The 23,506-nt window shown below is 63.1% G+C and carries 18 protein-coding genes and 1 riboswitch; of the genes, 17 read left to right on the top strand and 1 reads right to left on the bottom strand.

All coding sequences use genetic code 11. The annotated features are described in order from the left end of the window. The first annotated feature begins 118 nt into the window (after window positions 1-118). From HMPREF2894_RS04820 to trpC, 15 genes are all read left to right on the top strand, one after another. A complete protein-coding gene (locus HMPREF2894_RS04820) occupies window positions 119-604 on the top strand; it encodes a YraN family protein (protein WP_005506258.1) in 486 nt (161 codons plus the stop codon). Next, window positions 604-2,142: a YifB family Mg chelatase-like AAA ATPase gene (locus tag HMPREF2894_RS04815; RefSeq protein ID WP_049349981.1), complete on the top strand. Its 1,539-nt coding sequence runs from the start codon at window positions 604-606 to the stop codon at window positions 2,140-2,142. Before HMPREF2894_RS04820 ends, HMPREF2894_RS04815 begins: the two co-directional genes overlap by 1 nt. A 46-nt stretch (window positions 2,143-2,188) precedes the next feature. Next, window positions 2,189-3,973 (top strand): DNA-processing protein DprA, encoded by a 1,785-nt coding sequence (gene dprA, locus HMPREF2894_RS04810; RefSeq protein ID WP_049347221.1) that lies wholly within the window; start codon window positions 2,189-2,191, stop codon window positions 3,971-3,973. Between the two features lie 250 nt (window positions 3,974-4,223). Beyond that, window positions 4,224-5,327 (top strand): tyrosine recombinase XerC, encoded by a 1,104-nt coding sequence (locus tag HMPREF2894_RS04805; RefSeq protein ID WP_070666726.1) that lies wholly within the window; start codon window positions 4,224-4,226, stop codon window positions 5,325-5,327. Window positions 5,328-5,578: 251 nt separating this feature from the next. Continuing rightward, the gene (locus tag HMPREF2894_RS04800; RefSeq protein WP_005506253.1) at window positions 5,579-6,478 is read left to right on the top strand and encodes an ACP S-malonyltransferase; all 900 of its coding nucleotides are present in this window, start codon (window positions 5,579-5,581) and stop codon (window positions 6,476-6,478) included. A 115-nt stretch (window positions 6,479-6,593) separates the two neighbouring features. Then, entirely contained in the window at window positions 6,594-7,619 is a 1,026-nt protein-coding gene (locus tag HMPREF2894_RS04795) for a beta-ketoacyl-ACP synthase III (protein ID WP_070629608.1), read from the top strand. Window positions 7,620-7,823: 204 nt separating this feature from the next. Beyond that, entirely contained in the window at window positions 7,824-8,066 is a 243-nt protein-coding gene (locus HMPREF2894_RS04790) for an acyl carrier protein (protein ID WP_005506250.1), read from the top strand. A 219-nt stretch (window positions 8,067-8,285) separates the two neighbouring features. Then, window positions 8,286-9,557: a beta-ketoacyl-ACP synthase II gene (fabF, locus tag HMPREF2894_RS04785; protein ID WP_070506485.1), complete on the top strand. Its 1,272-nt coding sequence runs from the start codon at window positions 8,286-8,288 to the stop codon at window positions 9,555-9,557. A gap of 1,223 nt (window positions 9,558-10,780) precedes the next feature. Further along, window positions 10,781-10,979, top strand: a riboswitch (FMN riboswitch). A 402-nt stretch (window positions 10,980-11,381) separates the two neighbouring features. Beyond that, complete coding sequence (gene pnuC / locus HMPREF2894_RS04780) at window positions 11,382-12,113, top strand: nicotinamide riboside transporter PnuC (RefSeq protein ID WP_070678052.1); 732 nt, start codon at window positions 11,382-11,384, stop codon at window positions 12,111-12,113. Further along, complete coding sequence (gene ribD / locus HMPREF2894_RS04775) at window positions 12,114-13,424, top strand: bifunctional diaminohydroxyphosphoribosylaminopyrimidine deaminase/5-amino-6-(5-phosphoribosylamino)uracil reductase RibD (protein ID WP_070678050.1); 1,311 nt, start codon at window positions 12,114-12,116, stop codon at window positions 13,422-13,424. 266 nt (window positions 13,425-13,690) lie between these two features. Next, on the top strand, window positions 13,691-14,983 hold the full coding sequence (gene ribB / locus HMPREF2894_RS04770) for a 3,4-dihydroxy-2-butanone-4-phosphate synthase (RefSeq protein WP_070678048.1): 1,293 nt from the start codon (window positions 13,691-13,693) through the stop codon (window positions 14,981-14,983). An 8-nt stretch (window positions 14,984-14,991) separates the two neighbouring features. After that, window positions 14,992-15,813 carry a GTP cyclohydrolase II gene (locus tag HMPREF2894_RS04765; protein ID WP_070678046.1) on the top strand — a complete coding sequence of 274 codons (822 nt, stop codon included), beginning with the start codon at window positions 14,992-14,994 and terminating at the stop codon, window positions 15,811-15,813. Between the two features lie 58 nt (window positions 15,814-15,871). Beyond that, entirely contained in the window at window positions 15,872-16,348 is a 477-nt protein-coding gene (gene ribH / locus HMPREF2894_RS04760; protein WP_005506244.1) for a 6,7-dimethyl-8-ribityllumazine synthase, read from the top strand. A 314-nt stretch (window positions 16,349-16,662) separates the two neighbouring features. Then, window positions 16,663-18,273 (top strand): anthranilate synthase component I, encoded by a 1,611-nt coding sequence (locus HMPREF2894_RS04755; RefSeq protein ID WP_049354762.1) that lies wholly within the window; start codon window positions 16,663-16,665, stop codon window positions 18,271-18,273. A 14-nt stretch (window positions 18,274-18,287) separates the two neighbouring features. Then, window positions 18,288-19,103, top strand: a complete 816-nt coding sequence (trpC, locus tag HMPREF2894_RS04750; protein ID WP_005507463.1) for an indole-3-glycerol phosphate synthase TrpC — start codon at window positions 18,288-18,290, stop codon at window positions 19,101-19,103. Window positions 19,104-19,492: 389 nt separating this feature from the next. Here the strand turns inward: trpC and HMPREF2894_RS04745 are convergent, their stop codons facing one another. Continuing rightward, window positions 19,493-20,890: an MFS transporter gene (locus tag HMPREF2894_RS04745; protein ID WP_070678044.1), complete on the bottom strand. Its 1,398-nt coding sequence runs from the start codon at window positions 20,888-20,890 to the stop codon at window positions 19,493-19,495. A gap of 180 nt (window positions 20,891-21,070) precedes the next feature. On the opposite strand from HMPREF2894_RS04745, the gene ftsY reads away from it, so the two are divergent. After that, window positions 21,071-22,180 (top strand): signal recognition particle-docking protein FtsY, encoded by a 1,110-nt coding sequence (ftsY, locus tag HMPREF2894_RS04740; protein ID WP_049358499.1) that lies wholly within the window; start codon window positions 21,071-21,073, stop codon window positions 22,178-22,180. A 205-nt stretch (window positions 22,181-22,385) separates the two neighbouring features. After that, on the top strand, window positions 22,386-23,435 hold the full coding sequence (locus HMPREF2894_RS04735) for a glycosyltransferase (RefSeq protein WP_070604755.1): 1,050 nt from the start codon (window positions 22,386-22,388) through the stop codon (window positions 23,433-23,435). Window positions 23,436-23,506: the final 71 nt, after the last annotated feature.

Below are 23,506 nucleotides of genomic sequence, written 5' to 3'. Positions count from 1 at the left end.
ATAACCTCTAATTCCTTCTGGGAGCCGAGGTTATCCACAGTTTTTCGTTAACCGCATTCGGGCATGTGCGCGGCGGGCACAGTAGAAGCACTACCGCTATCTACCGGGGGAGAGACCAATGACAACAGCCCGAATAACAGCCCGCGCCGCAACCCGAAGCGCACCCAACAGACCTCTGCTCCAGAGCACCCAGCCTCCGCGAACCCAGCTCCAGCGAACCCCGCCCCGCGCCCACAGCGTCGGCAGGTGGGGCGAGGAGCTGACCGCCCGCATCCTGGAAGCGAACGGCTACCGCATTCTGGAGAGGAATTGGCGACCGCCCGCCGGGCTGGAACACGAACAGATCCGCGGCGAGCTCGACCTGATCGCCATTGACCCCGAGGACGAACTGGTTTTCGTTGAGGTCAAGACCCGCAGCAGCGAAGACTTTGGGCACCCGTTCGCGTCCATTGACCGCGATAAGGCGCGTCGCACGCGCTCGCTGGCGATTCTCTGGTGCCGCCTGCGCGAGAACCTGGATTTTCCGCGCTTTCGCATTGACGCAATTGCGGTGACCGGAACCTGCGAAACCTTCACCTTCGAGCATCTGAAGGCGGTGGCGTAATGGGATTCGCACGCACCTATTCCGTGGCGCTGGTTGGCTTGCGCGGGCATATTGTTGACGTCGAGGCTGACATCTCGCAGGGCCTACCCGGCTTCGTGCTGCTGGGACTGCCCGATACCGCCCTCAACGAATCTAAAGAGCGTGTGCGCTCCGCGGCGAAGAACACCGGCATCACCCTCACTCAGCACCGGCTCACCGTGAACCTGACCCCCGCGACCCTACCCAAGCGCGGCTCGGCGTTCGACCTTGCCATTGTGGTTGCGGCGTTGCAGGCGGAGAAGAAACTGCATCCCAGCGGCGATAGCGTCTTCCTGGGCGAGCTGGGACTGGACGGAACGCTACGTCCCGTGCCGGGCATCCTGCCCGCGGTCAAAGCAGCCGTGGATGCCGGTCACCACCGCGTGATTGTGCCCGCCGAAAACGCTGAGGAGGCGGCGCTCATTCCCGGCGCGCAGGTGAGCGGTTTCCGCTGCCTGGCGGAGGTCTTTGCCGCTCTCGGCGCTGAGAGTCAGAAGCTGACCTACCCGCCCGCCCCGCAGACGGAGGCGAGCGCCCCGGCGGTGAAACCGGCTGAAATTCCCTCGGATATGAGCGATGTTGCCGGTCAGTCGCAGGGTCGTTTCGCTCTGGAAATTGCCGCCGCGGGTGGCCACCACATGCTGCTGACCGGCCCGCCCGGTTCGGGTAAAACCATGCTGGCGGAGCGCCTGCCGAGCATCCTGCCGACCCTCGATAATGATGCCGCGATGGAAGTGACCGCTATTCGTTCCCTCTGCTCGGCGGGGGAGCACCTGAGCGAGCTGGTGCGTCAGCCGCCCTTTGAGGCGCCGCATCATAGCGCCTCCGCGCCGGCGATTCTTGGTGGCGGTAGCGGCATTCCCCGCCCGGGCTGTGTGTCTAAAGCGCACCGCGGCGTGCTCTTTCTCGACGAGGCGCCGGAGTTCAAACGCACGGTGCTCGATTCGCTCCGTCAGCCCCTGGAGTCGGGGACCGTGACCTTGGATCGTTCGAGCGCGTCGGCGACCTATCCGGCGCGGTTTCAGCTGATCCTGGCGGCGAACCCGTGCCCCTGCGGCATGAACGTGGGCACCGGTACGGAGTGCACGTGCGCTCCGCGTGAGCGTCGCGCCTATTTTGGGCGTCTGTCCGGCCCGCTGGTGGACCGCATTGATGTGAATGTGACGGTTCCGAAGGTGTCGTCCACGGAGCTTGCGGGCGGTCAGGTGAATGAGAGTTCGGCGCAGATTCGCGAGCGCGTCATGGCGGCACGGCAGGCTCAGCGGGAGCGCCTGGAACCGTACGGGTTGAAGACGAATGCGGAGATGAACGGCAAGATTCTGCGCGGCCCGCTGCGTCTGGACGCGAAGCTCACCGGCGAGCTGAACGCCGCCGTGGACCGCGGAACGCTGACGGCGCGCGGCTACGACCGAGTGTTGCGTATCGCCTGGACCCTCGCCGATTTGGAGGGTGCCGCCTACCCGAGCCGTGAGCACCTGGATGTGGCGCTCTTTTTGAGGCAGCAGGGACAGTTGAAATAGCGTGCCGGTTGATAGAACGAATCACTGATGAGAGGAGAAGAAGGTCATGAGTGAGAAGAAGCTGAAGAAACGAGCCGAAGAGGCTGAATTGCAAGAAGCTGGGCTGAAAGAAAACGGGCTGAGAGAAACAGCGCCGGAAGAGCACGTGCCGGGAGAGCATGCGCCGCAAGAGCATGTGCCAGAAGAAAGCGCGGCGGAGGATTTTGTGCAGGAGGAACTACAGATTCGCCTGCCCGGTCGCACCCAGGATCGGCACGCCCTGGTGCGTGAGAGGGTGGCGCATATTCTGTCGCTGGGGCAGGAGCCTTCGCCGAGCCCGTACAACGCGGCGCGCCTGCCGGGGTTCCTCGCCTCCTGCCTGAACCCGGTATATCTAGAAGAACTGAACCAGCAGGAACAGCCGGGGGAGAATCTGCAGGGCGAGCGCCTCGAACCCGCGGCGGGCACCACCTCCAGTGGTTCTGAGCCCGCGCCCCTGTTCAACCCAGCCCTCAGCACGGAGGAGCTTGAGGCAGCGTGCCGCGAGTACATCCGCTGTTGCACCGCCCAGCTGATGCGCTACGCCGAACCCGCCGATGAGCTCGTGGTCGAGTCTCTAACCACCTTGGGCGCCCCGCTGACCCTGCACTATCTGCTGACCGGGCACATCCCCGATGAGCAAACCTGGGAGCACGGCGAACCGGACGAGCAGCTCAGCGAATTTCTGCGCTCGGTGGGTGCACCCGCCGAGGGGGAGTCCGCCCTGTTCAGTAGCGCGAATGGCTACTACACGCCGGGCGAGCATCAGCTGAGCCGCGATAAGTTCGGCAAGGCGCTCGCGACCCGCCGCCTGCGCTGGAACCGCCGCATGGAACGCACCCTGAACGCGGAGGCGCACATGGCGGCAACCTGCGGGGCGTGGCTGGTCACTCCCGCCGATCCGCTGTGGCCGCCGCAGCTGAACGATTTGGGGCCCGCCCGCCCGTACGGGTTGTGGTGTCGAGGCGATTCGCGGCACCTGATGGATGTGGCGGCTGCCCCGAGCGTTGCCCTGGTCGGTTCGCGTGACCCGAGCATCTACGGTACGGAGGCGACGACCCACCTTGCCGCCGAGTTGGCACGCCGCGGGTACACGGTGATTTCTGGCGGCGCGATGGGCATTGATATTGCGGCGCATCGGGCGGCGCTGACCCAGCAGGGTAGCGACCTGCCGACTATCGCCTTCATGGCGGGTGGGTTGGATCGGCTGTACCCAGCGCAGAACTCGGATGCGCTGAACATGATTGTTGACCGCGGGCTCATCATGAGCGAGGTGAGCGTGGGTAACACCCCCACGCGCTGGCGTTTTCTGGAGCGTAACCGCCTGATTGCGGCGTTGGCGCGGCACACCATTGTGGTGGAGGCGCGCTGGCGTTCCGGTGCCCTGAATACGGCTCGTCACGCAATGGAGATTGGGCGTACGCTCTGGGCGGTTCCGGGGCAGATTAACTCGCCGAACTCGGTGGGAACGAACCGTCTGCTGCGCGATGGACTAGCGCAAACGCTCACCGAGGCCGCCGATATTCTCGAGTACGATGCCGCCGCGGGTTTCGAGCTGGGCGCCGAACATGAGAGCGAGTGGGATCCGGCATCTGCTGCCTCCTCGACGGCGCTGGATGAGCTGACCGAACGACAGGGTAGAGTCTGGGACGATTTGAGCCCGCGCTCCTACCGCGGCGTGGATGAGATTGCCGCAGCCCTCGGGTTGAGCGCTCGCGACGTGATGGCTGACCTGTTCCACCTGGGTCGCTGCGGTCTGGCGGAGAGTAGCGGAACGAGCTGGCGGAAGGTCCGCCCGGCTGTCGCTGCGTAGAAGAGCCCCCGCTGAGTACCCCGCTAAAACCCTGTCTGAACGCCCGTAGTGAACATCCAGGCAGTAGCGGGTTGCGGCGGTCGGGCATGACGGGACGGCCGGTCATAACAAGGCAGCACGTGGAGAGCGTGGAACCTCTCTACAATTGGGGTAGGCTTGCGCATACTTGCGCGGAGCCTACCCCGCCGCTGCGCTATCAGCAGACGCGCGGAGAAAATGTCGACAGACCGAAACCCGAAAGGAGGGACGCATGACCCCCGCCCGCCAGCACGAAAACCGGGCTGAGAACCGGAACGAAAGCCGGGAAGATTACCGGGACGAGGCTCCCTCCACGACCCTGCCGGTGACCTACACCCGCACGCTTGCGCCGGAGCAAGTAGAGAGCTCTGCTCTACCTGATTCTGCACTGCCTGAATCGGCGCTAGGGGTTTCCGGTGAGGTGTTCCGCCCTGTCCTGGACCGTTTTGAGCGTTTTTTGCGCTATGAGAAGCACCGTTCTGAAGAGACGATCCGCTCGTATATCTCTGATTTGGAGGGCTTCTTCGGCTATATGGCGCGCCGCGGTGTGCGGCATCTGGACAGCATTGATGCGTCCCTGATTCGTGAGTGGTTGGGTTCGCTATATCTGCGGCAGGCGGCTCGTTCTACGGTGGCGCGCCGCGGTTCGACCCTGCGCACGTTCTTCACCTGGGCTCAGGAGGAGGAGCTGGTGCACGCCAACCCGACCCGCGGTATGCGCACCCCCAAGCGTGAGAATCACCTGCCGCCGGTGCTGAGCCGTGAGCAGATGAACCAGCTGCTGACTACCCTGCAGGAGCGTCGGGCGCAGGATCCTCGGGATGCGCGCCTGCTGCGCCTGGAAGCTGTGGTTGAGGTTCTGTACGCCTCGGGCATGCGTATTTCTGAGCTGACGGGCCTGGATTTGCAGAGCGTGGACCGGGCGAATAAGACGGTGCGCGTGCTGGGTAAGGGCAATAAGGAGCGCGTGGTGCCGTTGGGTACCCCGGCGCTTAAGGCGTTGAATCGTTGGGTGTCCTATGGTCGTCCGCAGTGGATTCCGGAAGGGTCCCAGGGCGTGACGGCGCTGTTTATTGGCCCTCGGGGTGGGCGTGCGAATGCCCGTCAGATTCGTGAGGACCTGACCCGCCTGCTGCGCACGGTGGAGAATACTCAGGCGTCGGGTGCGCACGTTTTGCGTCATTCGGCGGCGACTCACCTGGTCGATGGTGGTGCCGATATTCGTTCGGTGCAGGAGCTGCTGGGCCATTCCTCGTTGGCGACCACGCAGATTTACACGCACGTGTCGATGAAGCGTTTGGCGGAGACGTACGCGCGGGCGCATCCGCGAGCATAGGGGTGACAACCCGAAAGTTAGCTGTCTCTCTATTTGAACCTTGCCCGTTCGGGTTGTACGAATGGACGAGTTCAATCTAAGCTATACACTGTTCAACGTCTGCCTAAATATCCCGCGCAGCCCAAAGTTTCTGCACAGTGATGTTTATACAGGGTGGCTGAACAAGGTAGCATAGGTAACAGACTAACCGTGGTCTCCGTCTCTATAACGGCACCGCGTACGAGTACTAAAAACCAGAAAGGTCGCACCGCATGCGCGCACTCGTTTGCCCCGGACAGGGCTCCCAGAAGAAGGGCTTCCTGAGCCCCTGGCTCGAGATTGAAGGTGTGCGTGAGCACCTGGAACGACTCTCCGAAGCGGCAGGCATCGACCTGATTCACTACGGCACCGAAGCCGAAGAAGAAACCATTAAGGACACCGCAATCGCCCAGCCTCTCATCGTGGCTGCAGGCATCGTCACCGGTCGCCTCGCCCTGCGCGAACTCGACGGTGAAGAGCTCATCTTCGCGGGCCACTCCGTCGGCGAAATCACCGCAGCAGCCCTCGCGGGCGTACTCAGTGACGAAGACGCAATGCGTTTCGTGCGCGTGCGCGCCAACGGCATGGCGGAGGCGGCAGCCGCCTCCCCGACCGGCATGGCTGCAGTACTCGGTGGCGTTGAAGAAAACGTCCGCGAAGCCATCGACGCAGCAGGCCTCGTCGCAGCAAACTCCAACGGCGGCGGCCAGATTGTAGCCGCAGGCCCCATCCCCGCCATCGAAGCATTCGCCGCGAACCCGCCCGCACGCGCTCGCGTTATCCCCCTGAAGGTCGCCGGCGCATTCCACACCGAGGCAATGGCACCCGCCGTGCCCGCTCTGGAAGAGTTCGCCGCATCCCTGCAGATCTCCGACCCGACCTCCGCACTGCTGACCAACCGCGACGGTTCCGCCGTGGCATCCGGTGAAGAGTTCGTCAAGACCCTCGTCTCCCAGGTCACCAGCCCCGTCCGCTGGGACCTGTGCATGGCAACCCTGCTCGAGCGTGAGGTTGCCGGCATTATCGAGGTCGCCCCCGCGGGCACCCTGGTCGGCCTGGCAAAGCGCGCGATGCGCGGCGTGCCCGGCACCTCCATCAACACTCCCGAGGACCTCGCCTCGCTGAAGGGCTAAACACCGGGGGAGAGCCCCCGCCCTCCCCGCACAGGGAACCCTTCACACTAGACATGCACTTTAGACCTGCGAGGCACACAGTGTCTTGCGAGCATCAGCACTAAGGATTGAATACGTGACTACCCTCAAGCAGTACGAAATCAACCGCTACTCCCGCATCCTCGGTTACGGCGCAGCCCGCGGCGAGGTCATCGTCCCCAACGATGACATTGTTGAGGCAATCGACTCCTCCGACGAGTGGATTAAGCAGCGCACCGGCATCGCAACCCGCCACCGCGCCAGCGAAAACCAGTCCGTCACCGACCTGGCCATCGGCGCCGCAAAGGACGCCCTCGAAGCATCCGGCGTAGCTGGCGAGGATATTGAAGCGGTCATCATCTCGACCATCTCGCACCCCTACGCAACCCCCTCCCTGGCAACCCTGGTCGCCGACGCAATCGGCTCCAAGTGCCCCGCATACGACATCTCCGCAGCGTGTGCAGGTTTCTGCTACGGCATCGCCCAGGCAGACGCCCTCGTCCGCGCGGGCACCGCAAAGCACGTGCTGGTCATCGGCGTTGAGAAGCTCTCCGACTTCATCGACAACACCGAACGCACCATCTCCTTCCTGCTCGGCGACGGCGCAGGCGCAGCAGTCGTAGGCGTCTCCGACGAGCCGGGCATCGCCCCGACCGTTTGGGGTTCGGACGGCTCCCGCTGGGGCACCGTCGGCATGACCCACTCCCTGCTGGACATCCGCAACCGCGACTTCGTCGCAAACCCCGTCGAAGAAGGCGAAAAGATCTGGCCCACCCTGCGTCAGGACGGCCCCTCCGTCTTCCGCTGGGCAGTATGGGAAATGGCGAAGGTCGCCAAGCAGGCACTCGAAACCGCCGGCATCACCCCCGACGAGCTCGGCGCGCTCATCCCGCACCAGGCAAACGCCCGCATCATTGACCAGATGGTCAAGACCCTCAAGCTTCCCGACACGGTGGCAGTGGCACGCGACATCGTCGATGCCGGTAACACCTCCGCCGCATCGGTCCCCCTCGCCGCGCACCGCCTGCTCAAGGAGAACCCGGAACTCTCCGGCAAGTTCGCCCTGCAGATTGGTTTCGGTGCCGGCCTGGCATTCGCAGCTCAGGTAGTCGTCCTTCCCTAAGGAAAACCACCGGAGCCCGATGCTCACCGCCCCTCACGACCGGCACAGCGCCGGTGCGCGAGAAAGAAAAGAAAGCGGGAAAGCATCCCCACAAACTCCGAGTTGACGCATGCGTACACCACGCAGACACGATAAACTCGGTAATGCACGCGTACCCCCACCCGGCGGGTGCGATGACCATCGAAAAAACAAAGGAGCCCCTGAATGGCTAACAAGGAAGAGATCCTCGCAGGTCTGGCAGAGATCGTTAACGAAGAGACCGGCGTTGAGGTTGAGGACGTTCAGCTGGACAAGTCCTTCACCGAGGACCTGGACATCGACTCCATCTCGATGATGACCATCGTCGTGAACGCTGAGGAGAAGTTCGAGGTGACCATCCCGGACGAAGAGGTCCAGAACCTCAAGACCGTTGGCGACGCAGTCGAGTTCATCGCGAACGCTGCCTAAGCTATAACCAATAACGAGGCGGCGCGGGCTCTCACCGGCCCGCGCCGCATCGCTATTCACTCAGCTTTCAATCCAACATACCCCCGGGAACACACAGGGTGCGATGACTGCACTCTCCACGGCGTGAAAACGCCCACTGTAAACCCCGGGTCCAACAGGTTTTTATCCACACACCACCGGATAAACCACCAAATCGACCACCGAAGAGAAAGTGCCACAATGTCTCGAAAAGTGCTGGTGACCGGCCTCGGCGCGACCACCCCCATTGGCGGCGACGTCCCCACCACCTGGGAAAACGCAACCAAGGGCGTATCTGGTGTATCCACCCTCGACCACCCCTGGGTCAAGGAATACGACCTGCCCGTATACATTGCAGGCCAGCTCGCCGTGCCCGCCCTCGAATCCGGCCGCCTCACCAAGGTAGAAGCAAAGCGCCTGGATCCCTCGGGCCAGCTCGCCCTCATCGCCGCACGCGAAGCATGGGAAGACGCAGGGTTCTCCGGCCCCGACGCCGACTCCGCAGAAGAAGTCGACCCCGAACGCACCGGCGTAGCCTTCGGCACCGGTATCGGCGGCGTGTGGACCCTTCTCGACGCATGGGACACCCTCCGCGAAAAGGGCCCCCGCCGCGTCCTCCCCATGACCGTTCCCATGCTCATGCCCAACGGCAACGCAGCAGCCGTCTCCATGAACCTCAAGGCACGCGCCGCAGCACAGACCGTCGTCTCCGCATGCGCATCCTCCACCGAAGCCATGCAGCTCGGTGCTGAAATGATCCGCAGCGGTAAGGCAGATGTCGTCATCGTCGGCGGTGCCGAAGCAGCAATCCACCCGCTTCCCATGGCAGCATTCGCCAAGATGCAGGCACTCTCCTCCCGCAACGACGAACCCGAAAAGGCATCCCGCCCCTACGACGTCGACCGCGACGGCTTCGTCATGGGTGAAGGCGCAGCAGCCCTCATCCTCGAATCCGAAGAGCACGCCAAGGCACGCGGCGCACGCGTCTACGCGGAACTGGCAGGCACCGGCGTATCCGCTGACTCCTACCACATCACCGCACCGGACCCCGCAGCACTCGGCGCAACCCGTGCACTGCGCGAAGCCCTCGAAGACGGCAACATCGACCCGAAGACCGTCGTGCACATCAACGCGCACGCCACCAGCACCCCCGCCGGTGACCTGCCCGAAGCAACCGCAATGCACGAAACCTTCGGCGAGCACACCAAGAACATTGCCGTCTCCGCAACCAAGTCCATGACCGGCCACCTGCTCGGCGGCGCGGGCGCCCTCGAAGCCGTACTCACCGTACTGGCACTGCACCACCGCACCGCACCCTGCACCATCAACCTGGACAACAAGGACCCCCAGATTGACCTGGATGTGGTGACCGAGGCACGTGAGCTGCCCGCCGGTGAGATTGTGGCACTGTCGAACTCCTTCGGTTTCGGCGGCCACAACGCGGTTGTAGCATTCCGCTCCGTAGAGGACTAATCCTTCAGACTTTAGCCTCATAAAGACATAACGCTCCCTCAACCTACAGCTTGTAGGTGGGGGAGCGTTACGTTTTCTGAATGCGTTTACGAGAGAGTGGCATACCGGACGCCGCGCGCGGGGGAGTGCCCCCTCTGCGGCGCTGGGGCGCCTTGAGGACGGAGCCCCCGCTTCGCGTGTCCGGTACGCTCTCTAGGTCGCCTACCCCTCGGTGGGGTTTATATAGGGGTTGGTCTGTGGTTGGGATTCAGAGGTAACGCGCCAATCCCTTGGGGTAGGGAATATGGGTGGCTTGGTGCGGGGTTTCCTTCTCAGGCTAGCTTGCCTCAGTCTGGGGTGCCCCTGTTTTACACGTTAAAAACGGGTGGCGTATTCGCTCCGGCACTGCGAATACGCCACCCAAACACACCACACTCCACAAGACAATGCAGAGCGCGCGGGATCAACCATCCCGCAAGGTTCCCGTAACCCCCATCGCGCACCACGGTAGGCGACGACAGAAGAACGGGAGCTTATGACCGTTTGACACGCACAACGCCCCCTCGTACAGGTATACAAAGGCGCACGCCATGCGATCTTCCGGAAGTTTATTCGGAAGAGCTCCCACGCCGGTTCCGTTGAGAAAACAATTCGGTGTGGTTGCCTCCCGATGGTGAAGCACATCAACATCGTGTGCCGCAATACTGCGCAATCCAGTACGCGCAGATGTTGCGTGAAAACCATCCTTAGGAATGCAGTCCGCGGGCCAGTTTTCCAGCTTCAAATGGCAGAAGCTTAAGGGTTTGATGTGAGTGCTCGGATGGTCCGAATCATGTTGCTCTCAACGGAACCGGTTTATCGGTGATGGGAGCTCCTGTAGATAAGAATAACCTTAAATCACCCCTGGAGTAAACCTTAAACCAATAATTTAACCTTATTGTTATAATTCCTTGTCATAAAGGTATTGACGGGTGTTCAATGTGCTCTGAGTAGCCCCCTGGAGGCCTTCATAACTCTTTGGTCTGTTTGGCGCTCTCCACCGTTATGAAACCGTGATAAATCATTCCCGAAAATTGAAGAATCGGGTTCCAAAACGGTTCCGCAAGTGACTACCGCGAGGGCTTGTTGAGAGGGGCTTGAAGACACGCTAAGAGCACAGTCATAAAACGTCATCTTGTCACGGAAGTTATCCCAGAGAAAACAAATTAAACCCCCGGCGTGCGCTGTGGCATAATCAGTATCGACATCGTGCTCCGGGGTCGGTGAAATTCCGAACCGGCGGTCACAGCCCGCGAACCACTCTCGCAGGCAGGCAAAAATCGTACGAATCTTCGCATCCGCACAGGACGCCAAGACTCCGCTAGAGAAGCCCGCCCGCAAGAGAGGCCGAACCGGTGAAAATCCGGTGCCGACAGTACAGTCTGGATGGAAGGTAGCACGAGCAGAAAAAGGCAGGAGCGCACTCCGCCGCACCTCCCGAGAAACCGGGATAACGTGCAGGGTGCACCAAAGCAGTTACTTGAGAAAACTGTTGCTAGAAAAACTGTTGCTCGAGAGCGCAGCGGTTTTTTGCGAGACGGCTTTATATGAGACAGCTTTCTGTAAGACAGAGGATAGGCACCTTTCGTAGGTGCCGGTATGTTATTCCCCTCGACCGCAGCCGCTGGTTTCAGCCACGGTTTTCAGCCACGGTTGGCTGATTCGCCGCTCCCGCCTCACCACGGATACCGGGCACCCCATAAGATGCCCGCGGTAGCCGCCCTTTTCTGTTCCTCTCCCCGGAGCCGCCGCAGATGCGCACACAGCGCATCCGACACACGGTCCAACTCAGAGAGGAAAGAAACAATGGACATCTTGCGGTGGCTCTTCGACGCACAAATTCACGTGGGGGACCAGTCCCTCCTCGTGCGCGAAGTTCTCGGAAACGCATTCGGCCTGGCATCGGCGCTCGGCGGCATGCGACGCAAAGTATGGGCGTGGCCCGTCGGCATTCTCGGTAACCTGCTGCTCCTCACCGTCTTCCTGGGCGCCCTCGTCGGCAGCCCGCACCCCGTCACCATGCTCGGCCAGGCAGGCCGCCAAATCATGTTCATTGCTGTTTCTATCTGGGGTTGGCATCGTTGGCGCGCCACCCGCGCCGCCGGTGGTGACGCCTCCGAAGGTGCCGCGGTGATCCCCAAGTGGGCTACCAACACCGAACGCGCAGGCCTGGTTGTCGCCATGGTCGCAGGCACCCTGCTGCTCACCCCTATTTTCCGTGCCCTCGGCTCCTATGAACCGGTCTGGTCCGACGCCTGGATCTTCACCGGCTCGCTGCTCGCCACCTACGGCATGGCGCGCGGCTGGGTTGAATTCTGGCTCATCTGGGTTGCCGTCGACCTGGTCGGCGTGCCGCTGCTGTGGAGCGCAGGCTACTACGCAACCTCCCTCATGTACGTGTTCTACGGATGCTTCACCCTGGTCGGCTTCTTCGTCTGGTGGCGCACCCGCAACCTGGAGGCGCAGAAGACCCAGATACAGACCCAGTTCCCCGACGTGACCGTTGAGGTAACCGACGTGAAGAAGGGTCGTGCATAAATGCCGCAGAACCCCTCGCTGCAGGTGCTGGCGAGCGCGCACCTGCCCGTAACCGTCGCCCCGAGCGTATCTTCGCCGCGCAACGATGCGGACTACTCCGCCGCGGAGTACGGTCACCTCGCCGGTCTGCCCGCCGCACGTACCCTCCAGCTGCCCAGTCCCGAGCAGACGCTTAGCCACGCAGAGGCCATGACCCTGGCACTGCAGGCGGCACGCCAGGGTATCCGCGGCGCGAACCCCCTCGTCGGCGCCGTCATCACTGACGCGCACGGGCACCTGCTGCACGTGGGCTACCACCGAGGCGCAGGCACCCCGCACGCCGAAGCCGACGCCCTCGCCGCCGCCCGAGCCGTGGGAACCGACCTCACCGGTGCCCGCATGTACGTGAGCCTCGAGCCCTGCAACCACACCGGACGCACCGGCCCCTGCTCCCACGCCGTCGCCGAGGCGGGCATCAGCGAACTCTACTACGCCTACAGCGACGACACCGAAAACGCCGCCGGAGGCGCCGCCTACCTGCGCTCGCAGGGCGTCACCGTGCACGCCATGGAGGAGTTCGCGAACGCATCCTACCTGCTGAACGAGCGCTGGTTCATTGCCGCCGCCGAACGCCGCCCCTTCATTACCGCAAAGAGCGCCTCCACCCTGGACGGGTTCATCGCGGCTGCTGACGGCACGAGCAAGTGGATTACCGGCCCCGCCGCGCGCATTGACGGGCACCTGATTCGTCACCGCGCCGACGCCGTCCTGATCGGCACCCGCACCACCCTCATGGACGACCCGACCCTGGACGCGCGCGACGCCAACGGGGAACGCTTCGAGAAGCAGCCGTTGCGCGTGGTCATGGGTAAAACCGAGATTACCGAGAACTACCGCGTGCGCGGCCTCAACCCGCCCGAAGGTGTGGAGGCGGACCCGCAGAACTTCCTGCAGGTCTTCACCCACGACCCGCGCGAACTGCTCGATGAGCTGTACGCCCGCGGGGTGCGGCACCTCATGATTGAGGGCGGCCCCGGCATGGTTGGCCTCTTCGCCGGTGAAGACCTTATCGATGAGATGGTCTGGTACCGCGCCCCCATGATCATGGGGCAGGGCAAGAGCGCCGTGTACCGGCTGCTCGTGGACACCCTCGCGCAGGCGCCGCGCCTGCAACTGGACGATCTGGGCATGTTCCCGGCGGTGCGCGTGCTCGGTAATGACACCGCAACGCACCTGGTGCCGGCACCTCGCGGAACGGCGCAGGAACCGGGTGAGCGGCGCACCCTGCCGAAGCTGGACGCCTGCCACGCGCCCGAACCGAGATTAGATTAGCCGCGGCTGGACTAGTCGCGGCTGGGCTAGCATCTGCTTGGGCTAGTCTCCCTTCGGCTGAGCGCGGGCGGGGGAGTAGTACCTCAAAGACCCCCCGCCGGCGCCCGGCTAGTTTGTGTCGGCTGGTTCGCATGCTGGCACAAAAGCTCCCCGTCACGGGGAATATTCGAAAAATACGTATAGTTATACCGACGAACAAACCATCGCCGCCCGTCGCCCTCAACGACGACGCCCCGGCGGACACGGCGAGAAAAGGAAAAGCACACATGTTTACCGGAATCATTGGCGCCCTCGGCACCGTAGAATCCATCACCCCCATCGAAGGTAGCGACGCAGCCTACCTGACCCTCAACGCCGGTGACATCGTCGCCGACCTCGAACACGGTGGCTCCCTCGCCGTCAACGGTGTATGCCTCACCGCTATCGACCTCGACCAGCTGCAGCCCGGCCAGTTCCGCGCCTACGCGATGGGGGAGACTCTGCGCCGCACCAACCTCGGCAACCTGAACCCCGGTGACACCGTCAACCTGGAGCGCTGCCTGCCCGCCGGTGGCCGCCTCGACGGTCACGTCGTGCAGGGCCACGTGGATGCGGTAGGTACCCTCGCATCCGTCACCGCGCACGAGGCGTGGAGCACCCTGCGTTTCAACCTGCCCACCGAACTGGCACCCCTGCTCGCCGAGAAGGGCTCCATCGCTGTTTCTGGCGTGTCCCTGACCGTCACTGCCGTTTCTGAGCCCGGCGAAACCCCCGCATGGTTTGAGGTTGGCCTGATTCCCGAAACCCTAAAGGCAACCAACCTCGGCGCCCTCAAGGTTGGCGACAGTGTGAACCTTGAGACCGATGCGCTCGCTAAGTACGTGCAGCGTCTGACCGCGTTCGCAGGCGTGCCTCAGGCTGACTCTGCGCACTCCGGTGAGCAGGTTGCACCGCGTCGCGCCGACGCCGCAAGCGTCCTTGATAGCGTGCAGACCGCAGTGGACGCTATCGCAGCAGGTCGCGCCGTAGTCGTCGTTGACGACGAAGACCGCGAAAACGAAGGCGACATCATCTTCGCCGCCGAGCACGCAACCCCCGAGCTGATGGGCTTCATGATCCGCTACACCTCCGGCGTGGTCTGCGCACCCCTGAGCAACAAGCGTGCCGACGAGATGAACCTGCCGCCCATGGTCACCAACAACGAGGACCCCAAGGGCACTGCATACACCGTCTCCTGCGATGCGGCATCTGGTGTGAGCACCGGCATCTCCGCGGCAGATCGCGCACGCACCGTGCAGATCCTCGCGGATGCATCCTCGACCCCGGCGGACATCACCCGCCCCGGCCACATCTTCCCGCTGCGCGCTGTTGACGGCGGCGTGGCGGAGCGCCCCGGCCACACCGAAGCCGCTGTGGAACTCTCCCTCGCGGCGGGCCTGTCCGGCGTGGGCGTTATCGCCGAGGTCGTGCACGACGACGGCTCCATGATGCGTTTCGACGCACTGCGCGCCTTCGCCACCGAGCACAACCTGCCCATGATCTCTATCGAAGACCTCATCAAGTACGTAGCTAAGGCGTAGGAGAACGCATGAGCGAAACCCCTAACACCCAGGCAACGCCAGGCACTCCCGCAGAGCTGAGCACCCCCGCGGCTGTCACCTTGGCAGAGCCGGGCACCCCGGTCGAGCCGGTTGAGGCGCAGGCTGAAGAGCTCAGCGCCGAATCCCTGCGCATCGCCTCCCAGCTCGCTGAAGGCTACCGAGTCAGCCCCCTCGACATGGTGCCCAACCCCAGCCCGCTGCTGGTTGAAAGCACCGAAGAGGTCGCCGTACCCACCCCGCAGGGTGTGTTCGGCCTGCGCGCCTGGCGATTCGCAGACGGCGCCGAGCACATCAGCGCCCGCGCCCTCGACCGTGACGGCACCCCCGTACCCGCCGAGGACGGGGGAGTGCCCGCGGTACGCATCCACTCCGAATGCGCCACCGGCGATATTTTCGGTTCCTTCCGATGCGATTGCGGCCCCCAGCTGGAGAACGGCCTGCGCATCATTGGCCACACCGGCGGGTACCTCATCTACGTGCGCAACCACGAAGGACGCGGCATCGGCCTGGTCAACAAGCTCCGCGCCTACGCGCTGCAGGATGCCGGGCTCGACACCCTCGACGCGAACCTGGCGCTCGGCCTGGACGGCGACATGCGCGACTACTCGCAGGCGGCACTGATCCTGCAGGAACTCGGTGTGAACGAGCTGAGGCTCGTGACCAACAACCCCGCCAAGCAGGAGGCGCTCGAAAGCCTCGGCCTGCAAGTCACCGAACTCATCCCGGACGAAATTCCCGCCCGAGTCGAGAACGCACACTACCTGCAGACCAAGCGTGAGCGCATGCGCCACGTGCTCAAAAGCGCGTAGCGGCACCCCTGCAAACCCCTAATTTTTCAAAAACCCCAAAACCTACAAGGAGAACACAATGAGCGGCGTAGGCGCAGCAGACACCACCCTCAACCCCGAAGACTACAAGGGCTTCAAGCTCGCAATCGTAGCGGCAAGCTGGCACACCCAGGTCATGGACGGCCTCATCGACGGTGCGCAGCGCGCAGCACGCGACGCAGGCATCGAGCCGACCCTCGTGCGCGTTCCCGGCACCTTCGAACTGCCCGTCGCAGCAACCCGCCTCGCTGAGAAGTTCGACGCAATCGTCGCGCTCGGCGTGGTCATCCGCGGCGGCACCCCCCACTTCGACTACGTCTGCCAGGGCGCAACCAACGGCCTGACCGACGTGTCCGTGCTGACCGGCCGCCCCATCGGCTTCGGCGTGCTCACCTGCGACAACGAGCAGCAGGCACTCGACCGTGCAGGCCTGGAAGGCTCCAACGAAGACAAGGGCTACGAGGCGACCGCAGCGGCACTGCAGACCGCAGCAACCCTCAAGCAGTTCAGCAACTAACACGGCTGAACGGTACGCGGCTCAGTTTCACGAAGAGAACGTTCTGATCTTCACCGTGGAACTGGGCCGTAGTACCGGTTAAACTGAAACAACGCGCGGCACTAGAGCTACATCGAGTCACAGTGTGCCGAGCCCCAGCGCCAGAACGCCATGAGGTGACAGCGCACTGACGCGCTAACCTCCGGCTCGGCATACCTTGCTGACTAGGCTCAACACCCGCGCCGACATGCCCTAAGCTGGCATGCCCACACTGTCATGTCACGACTGTCATGTCACGCAACGGCAGGTCCAACCCAACACCAAGGAGTACAGCAATGCAGGATTTGGGCACCATCACCCCCAGCCTCGAAGAATTCCGCGCCCGCGCAGCCGGCACCCGCGTCATTCCCGTACACATCAAAATCCTCGCCGACTCACTCACCCCCATCGGCATCTACCGATCCCTCGTACTCCAAAACGACCAGGGCGAACCCGTCGATGCAGCCCACGGCACCTTCCTGCTCGAATCCGCCAAAATCTCCGCAGAAGGCGAATCCGCAGCCTGGGACCGCTACTCCTTCATCGGCGCGTCCTCCCGCTCCACCCTCACCACCGTTGACGGCGCAGTCCACTGGCAGGGCCGCACCCCCGCCGGCGCACCCGTCGACGGCGACCCCGTAGAAGCCATCGCAAAGACCCTGCAGATGCTCTACACCGAACCCGACCCGACCCTGCCGCCGCTCACCTCCGGCCTGGTTGGCTACCTCGGCTGGGACGTCGTGCGCCACTGGGAGCACCTGCCGTTCCCGCCCGCCGATGACGTGAACCTGCCCGAATTCGCGCTCAACATGGTCTCCGACATGGCAATTCACGACAACAAGGACGGCACCGTCCTGCTCGTCGCCAACGCCATCAACTTCAACGGCACCAGCGAAAACGTTGACGGCGCCTACGAGGATGCCGTCGCGCGCCTGCACAGCATGCTCCGCCGCCTACAGCGCGGCGCCACCGCAACCACCTCCACTCTCTCCGGCGTGGCAGACGTTGACCGTAAGGTCCGCGAAGACGTCACCCTCACCTGGAGCGAACAGGGCTTCAAGGACGCCATCGACCGCTCCAAGAAGAACATCATCGACGGCGACGTCTTCCAGATCGTGCTCTCACGCCGATTCGAAGCCGAAACCAACGCCAAGGCACTCGACGTGTACCGTGTACTGCGCCAGTCCAACCCCTCGCCGTACATGTACCTCTTCAACTTTGAAGACAGCAACGGCACCCCCTTCCACATCGTCGGCTCCTCCCCGGAGGCGCTCGTCACCCTCAAGGACGGCATCGCCAGCACCCACCCCATCGCCGGTTCCCGCCCGCGCGGCGCAACCCGCGAAGAAGACCTCGCACTCGCCGAGGAACTGCTCGCCGACCAGAAGGAACGCTCCGAACACCTCATGCTCGTCGACCTGGCACGCAACGACCTCTCGCGCATCGCCAAGCCCGGAACCGTATCCGTCGACCAGTTCATGATTATTGAGCGATTCAGCCACATCATGCACATTTCCTCCGCCGTCAGCGCCGAACTCGACCCGCAGTTCAGCGCCTACGACGTGCTGCGCGTCGCCTTCCCGGCAGGCACCCTCTCCGGTGCCCCCAAGCCGCGCGCCATGCAGCTCATCGACGAATACGAACCCACCCGCCGCGGCGTCTACGGCGGCGTATGTGGCTACTTCGACTTCGCCGGCAACATGGACATGGCAATCGCCATCCGCACCGCCGTACTCAAGGAAGGCACCGCCTACGTACAGGCAGGTGCGGGCCTCGTCATGGACTCCAACCCGGACTCCGAAACCCTCGAAACCGTCAACAAGTCCGCCGCCCCGTTGCGCGCCGTGCTGACCGCCTCCGGCCTGGCACCCCTGGACGCAGACGCAGCCGTCAACGCCACCAAGTAACCCAAGGAGACACCATGAGCACCGTTCTCGACGAGATCATCGTCGGCGTCCGCGAAGACCTCGCCGCCCGCGTACAGCAGGTTCCCCTCGAAGAAATGAAGAAGCGCGCCCTCGCAGCCGCACCCGCCCGCGACGCGCTCGCCTCCCTACGCGGTGAAGTACCCGGCGGCGGCAACGGCACGACCGCACGCATCATCTCCGAGGTGAAGCGCTCCTCACCGTCCAAGGGTGCGCTCGGCGAAATCCCCGACCCCGCCGCGCTCGCCGCACGCTACGAAGCAGGTGGCGCCGCAGCAATCTCGGTACTCACCGAACAGCGCCGCTTCAACGGCTCCCTCGCCGACCTGGACGCTGTGCGCGCCGCCGTGAACATCCCCGTACTCCGCAAGGACTTCACCGTTGACGAATACCAGATCTGGGAGGCACGAGCACACGGCGCCGACCTGGTTCTGCTGATTGTTGCTGCCCTCGATGAGCAGACCCTGCGCGAGTTCCTCGAACTCACCGAATCGCTCGGCATGAACGCCCTCGTCGAAACCCACACCCCTGAAGAGATCGAGGTCGCCCAGCGCATCGGCGCCAAGATTGTCGGCATTAACGTGCGTAACCTCAAGACCCTCGAAGTCAACAACGAGCACTACGCATCCCTGGCCGCGCACCTGCCCAACTCGGTCATCAAGGTTGCCGAATCCGGTGTCGCCAGCATCGAAGACGTACGCGCCTACGCCGGTGCCGGTGCCGATGCGGTACTCATCGGTGAAGCACTGGTACGCTCCGGCGACCCCGAAGGTACCGTGCGTGAATTCTCCAAGGTGCCTGTGACCCGCTAGCCTGTGGGTTAGTTGTTTGGAGAGGTTGTACCGGTTCACACTCGCGGGGGAGTGCCCCCTCTTCAGCGCCTGGGGGCGCTTCGAGGACGGAGCCCCCGCTTCGCGTGTCCGGTACGCCCTCTAGGTCGCCTATCCCTCGGGTAGAGGATATAGGGGGTTGGTCTGTGGTTGGGATTCGGAGGTAACGCGCCAATCCCTTGAGGTAGGGAATATAGGTGGCTTGGTACGTGGTTTCCTTCTCCGGTTAGCTTGCCTCAGCCTGGGGTATATGGGGCTAGTCTGGGGTCGGGGCGTTGCTGCCAGCTCACCTCTCGTACGCATAAAGCCGGTGCCCGGTTCCTGTCACGCAACAGGAACCGGGCACCGGCTTTTTACTTATTAGAGAGCTCTTAGCGGCCCGTATAGTCCGCGTCCGCAATATCCTTCGGCCAGCGCGCCTTCCGGAACGGCGCCCACGTAAACGCCGCCGCCACCAACAACAAACCACTCATAATGAACGCCGGAACAAAGCCCCACGCATCCGCAATCAAACCAGCCACCAGCGGACCCAAAATCATACCGAAATCGCTACACATCTGATACACCGCCAACACCTGACCACCACTGCGGCGAGTACCAATCACATCAGACACCGCAGCCTGAATCGACGGACCCATAAACGCCGCACCAATACCCAGACACGCCGTCAACGACACAAACACCCACGCCACCGGCGCGAAACCCATAAACGTCACCGCAGAACCCGCCAACAGCAGACCCGAAAACGCCATCACACGGCGACCAAAACGATCCGAAAAACGACCCGAGAACGTCTGCGTCAACGCATTACCAAACGAGTTCGTCGCCATCGCCAAAGACGCCAACAAAGTACCCGCAACCGAATTCGACATATCGCCACCAGTCGCCAAATACGCCGCCGCCAACGGAATAATCGACGACTGCACACCAAACACCGACCAGCCAATCGCCCAATTCGAAACCAGCGCAGAACGGTAATTCGAGAACTTCAACGCGTCACGAACCGTCATCGCAGGCAGATCGCTCTTACCCGAAGAAGACTCAGGCTTAGCGCCCTTGCCGGATGCGCCGGCAGGGGAGGGAGCCGACGACGGCAACACCCCGGTGCCCTTACCCTCAGCCAGTGCCGCCGCCTCCATAATCGCGTCACGTTCCGCCTCCAGCGCCGCCTGCGAAGGCATCAAGAACCACACAATCAGACCCGCCGCCAGCAGCGAAAAACCATACACAATGAACGGCGCACGCATACCAAAGGGCGCCAGGGCGCTCGCAATCACCGGGCCCAGCAGGTTACCCAGCAGGAACGCCGTCGCATAATAACCCGAAATACGGCCGCGCATATGCGCCGGGGACAGGCGCACCAGCAGACCCATCGCGGAGACCGTGAACATGACCGAGCCGATACCCGCTACCGCACGCGAACCCAGCAGCACCCAATAATCCCAGGCGAACGCAATCATAAACGACGTCACCGACACGATCAGCATGCCAATCGTGTACACCGGACGCTCACCCCAGCGGGTAATCAGCTGACCCGCCGACGGCGCAAAAATCAGGCGCGTAATCGCCAATGCAGAAACCACCATCGTCGCCATCGTGACAGTGGCATTAAAGTTCTGCGCATAGTTCGGTAGCACCGGCGCCACCAAACCAAAACCCACCGCAATCATGAACGACGCAGCAATCAGAACCTTCAAACCGGTCGGCACACGGTTCGGGTCAATCGTGCGCGGGTCAAAAACAGGCGGTGTTTTGGCAGGGTTCCTCATGTTCATCCTCGAAATCGTGCGGTGCCGTGCGGCAGCCGCGAGCCCCACCCGCAACTGTCAACCATGTGTTCGGCTAAAAAACTTAACAGTGTCCAGTCTACTCCGCCGACAGCCGGGCATGCGCGTAACCTCGACCAGTCAAACCGCCCAACCCGGTAAGCTAGTAGTGTGAATGAAACGATGATGATAATCTGCGCGATCGTGCTGGGTGTACTGGTTATTGCCGGTGTGCTTTTCGCCGTTCTGCGCCGACCCAAGAAGACCGCGGACCTGCAGTCTTTGCGTCAGGAGGCGGCTAAGGCCTCCGGCGGTTCGGTGGAAGAACCCGAAAGCTCGGTACCTCGCGCTATTGAACTTGATATGCCTGACCCGTCTGCGGGTCGCCTGGTGCGTCTGCGTGCCCGCCTGGCACGCTCCAACAACATGCTCGGCAAGGGTCTGCTGGCTCTGCTTTCTCGCGACCGCATCGACCAGGACGTCTGGGACGAGGTCGAGGAAACCCTGCTGCTCGCCGACCTCGGCTCCGAGCCGACCACCCGCCTGGTGGAGGCGCTGCAGCAGCGTGTGCGTGTTGAGGGTACGAGCAACCCCGCCGCCGTGAAGAAGATGCTCCGCGAAGAGCTCGTGAAGATCGTTCGCCCCGACATGGACCGCGAACTGAAGACCGCCGGCAGCGACGGCAACCCCGGCGTGGTGCTGGTCGTTGGCGTGAACGGCGTCGGTAAGACCACCACGGTTGGTAAGATTGCCCGCGTGATGGTCGCTGACGGTCAGACCCTGCTCCTGGGCGCCGCTGATACGTTCCGTGCGGCCGCCTCCGAGCAGCTGACCACCTGGGGTGACCGCGTGGGCGTGAAGACCGTGCGTTCCGAGAAGGAAGGTGCCGACCCGGCATCCGTCGCGTTTGATGCTGTGAAGGCTGGCAAGGAGCAGGGCGTTGACACCGTGCTCGTGGACACCGCGGGCCGCCTGCAGAACAAGTCCGGTCTGATGGATCAGCTCGGCAAGATCAAGCGCGTGATTGAGAAGGAAGCGCCGGTCACCGAGGTTCTGCTCGTGATTGACGCGACCACCGGCCAGAACGGTATGGTTCAGGCGAAGGTCTTCGGCGATATCGTGGACGTCACCGGTATCGTGCTGACTAAGCTCGACGGCACCGCGAAGGGCGGTATCGTGGTCGCTATCCAGGAGGAGCTCGGCGTTCCCGTCAAGCTCATCGGCCTGGGTGAAGGTCCGGACGACCTGGCGCCGTTCGACCCGGAAGCATTCGTGGACGCGCTGCTGGACTAACATCCTCATACTCCGCCGAGAAGCCACATGTGTTGTGAACATATGTGGCTTTTCGCGGTTAATAGGCGGGTAATGACGACGGGCAGCACACGATGTGGGGCTCTGGGATATTCTGAAATTAGAAGACGCGCAGGACCCTCAAACGGCCCGGCGCATCGCACACCATACAACCCAGTTCACCCCGAACCTCAGCGAAGGAGCTACCATGGCAGCCACCAACCTCCCCGGAACTCTTCCCGCCCCCAACTACCGACCCACCTACCGCTCCAATGGCGCGTGTGATGACCTCGCCGCACTCGTTGCACCGTACAGCCTTTCGCGCGCCCAGCTCGCAGAGGCTACCGGCATTGCCGACGAGGCTACCGTGAACAGCTGGGTTGAGCAGTGCCGCCCCGACCTTGCGGCGGATGCTCCCGTGCCCCTTGAACCCGTGCTGCGGTACCTGGACGAAACCTACCTGCCCGACCCCGCAAACTGGCCCGGCAGCAATGCCTACGACGAGTTCGTCCTCGAGAACATTGCCACCCGCATGCTCGCACGCGTTGTTGCTGACACCTTCGGCGCTGACCGTTCGGGTAACTACCGTGAACTTCTCGCGCTCATCGCGACCCTCGTGCTGATCGCCCGATGCTGGGCTGGCACCGATGAGGATTTCCTGACCCTGCTCAACGCCGAGCCCACCGCGGAAGCGGAAGAGTACCTGCAGGAGGCTATCGCGAACGCCCCCGAGTCTCTGCACCCTCTCCTGACCGAGCTGCTACTACCCGCCCTGCGCGAGGCGCGCGGCACCTTCACCGCCGCCGAGGCGCAGCTGCTGACCGGCTACGCGCTTGCCGCCGGATACTTTGCGGGTGAGCACCCCTACGAGACTCTGAACGGCATCCACGTTGCGTTTGCCTCAGACGACCGCGCACTGCCCGATGATGAGCTGATGAGCCGTGTTGAGGACGTCCTCAAGGCTAACTTTTCCGCCGCTCGCGCGGAATCTGGTACTGCTGACGAGAACCAGGAGCCGCACCACGTCACCCTGCCCGGCGACCAGGACGGTTACGAAACCGCCGCGCACCTGATTGCCGCCCTGCCTCAGGCACACGACGTTATCGCTTTCAGCGCCCACCCCGGCGAAGGAACCAGCGCGCTCGCCGACGACCGCCGCGCCGCCTTCACCCTGTACCTGTGCTATCTGCTCCTCGGTGATGACGAGTCTTCGGAGCAACGCGCCGCTGAGCTGTACCGCGCCAGCTGCGAGAACTAGCTAGATGCTGAAAAGCCACATGTGTTTCGAAAAGCCACGTTTTTGGTGGCTTCTCGAAACACATGTGGCTT

This window comes from Rothia sp. HMSC066G02 (genome assembly GCF_001813145.1).
Lineage (GTDB): Bacteria > Actinomycetota > Actinomycetes > Actinomycetales > Micrococcaceae > Rothia.
Note: the sequence above shows the minus strand (reverse complement) of the source record. Positions and strands in the feature narration are given on the sequence as shown.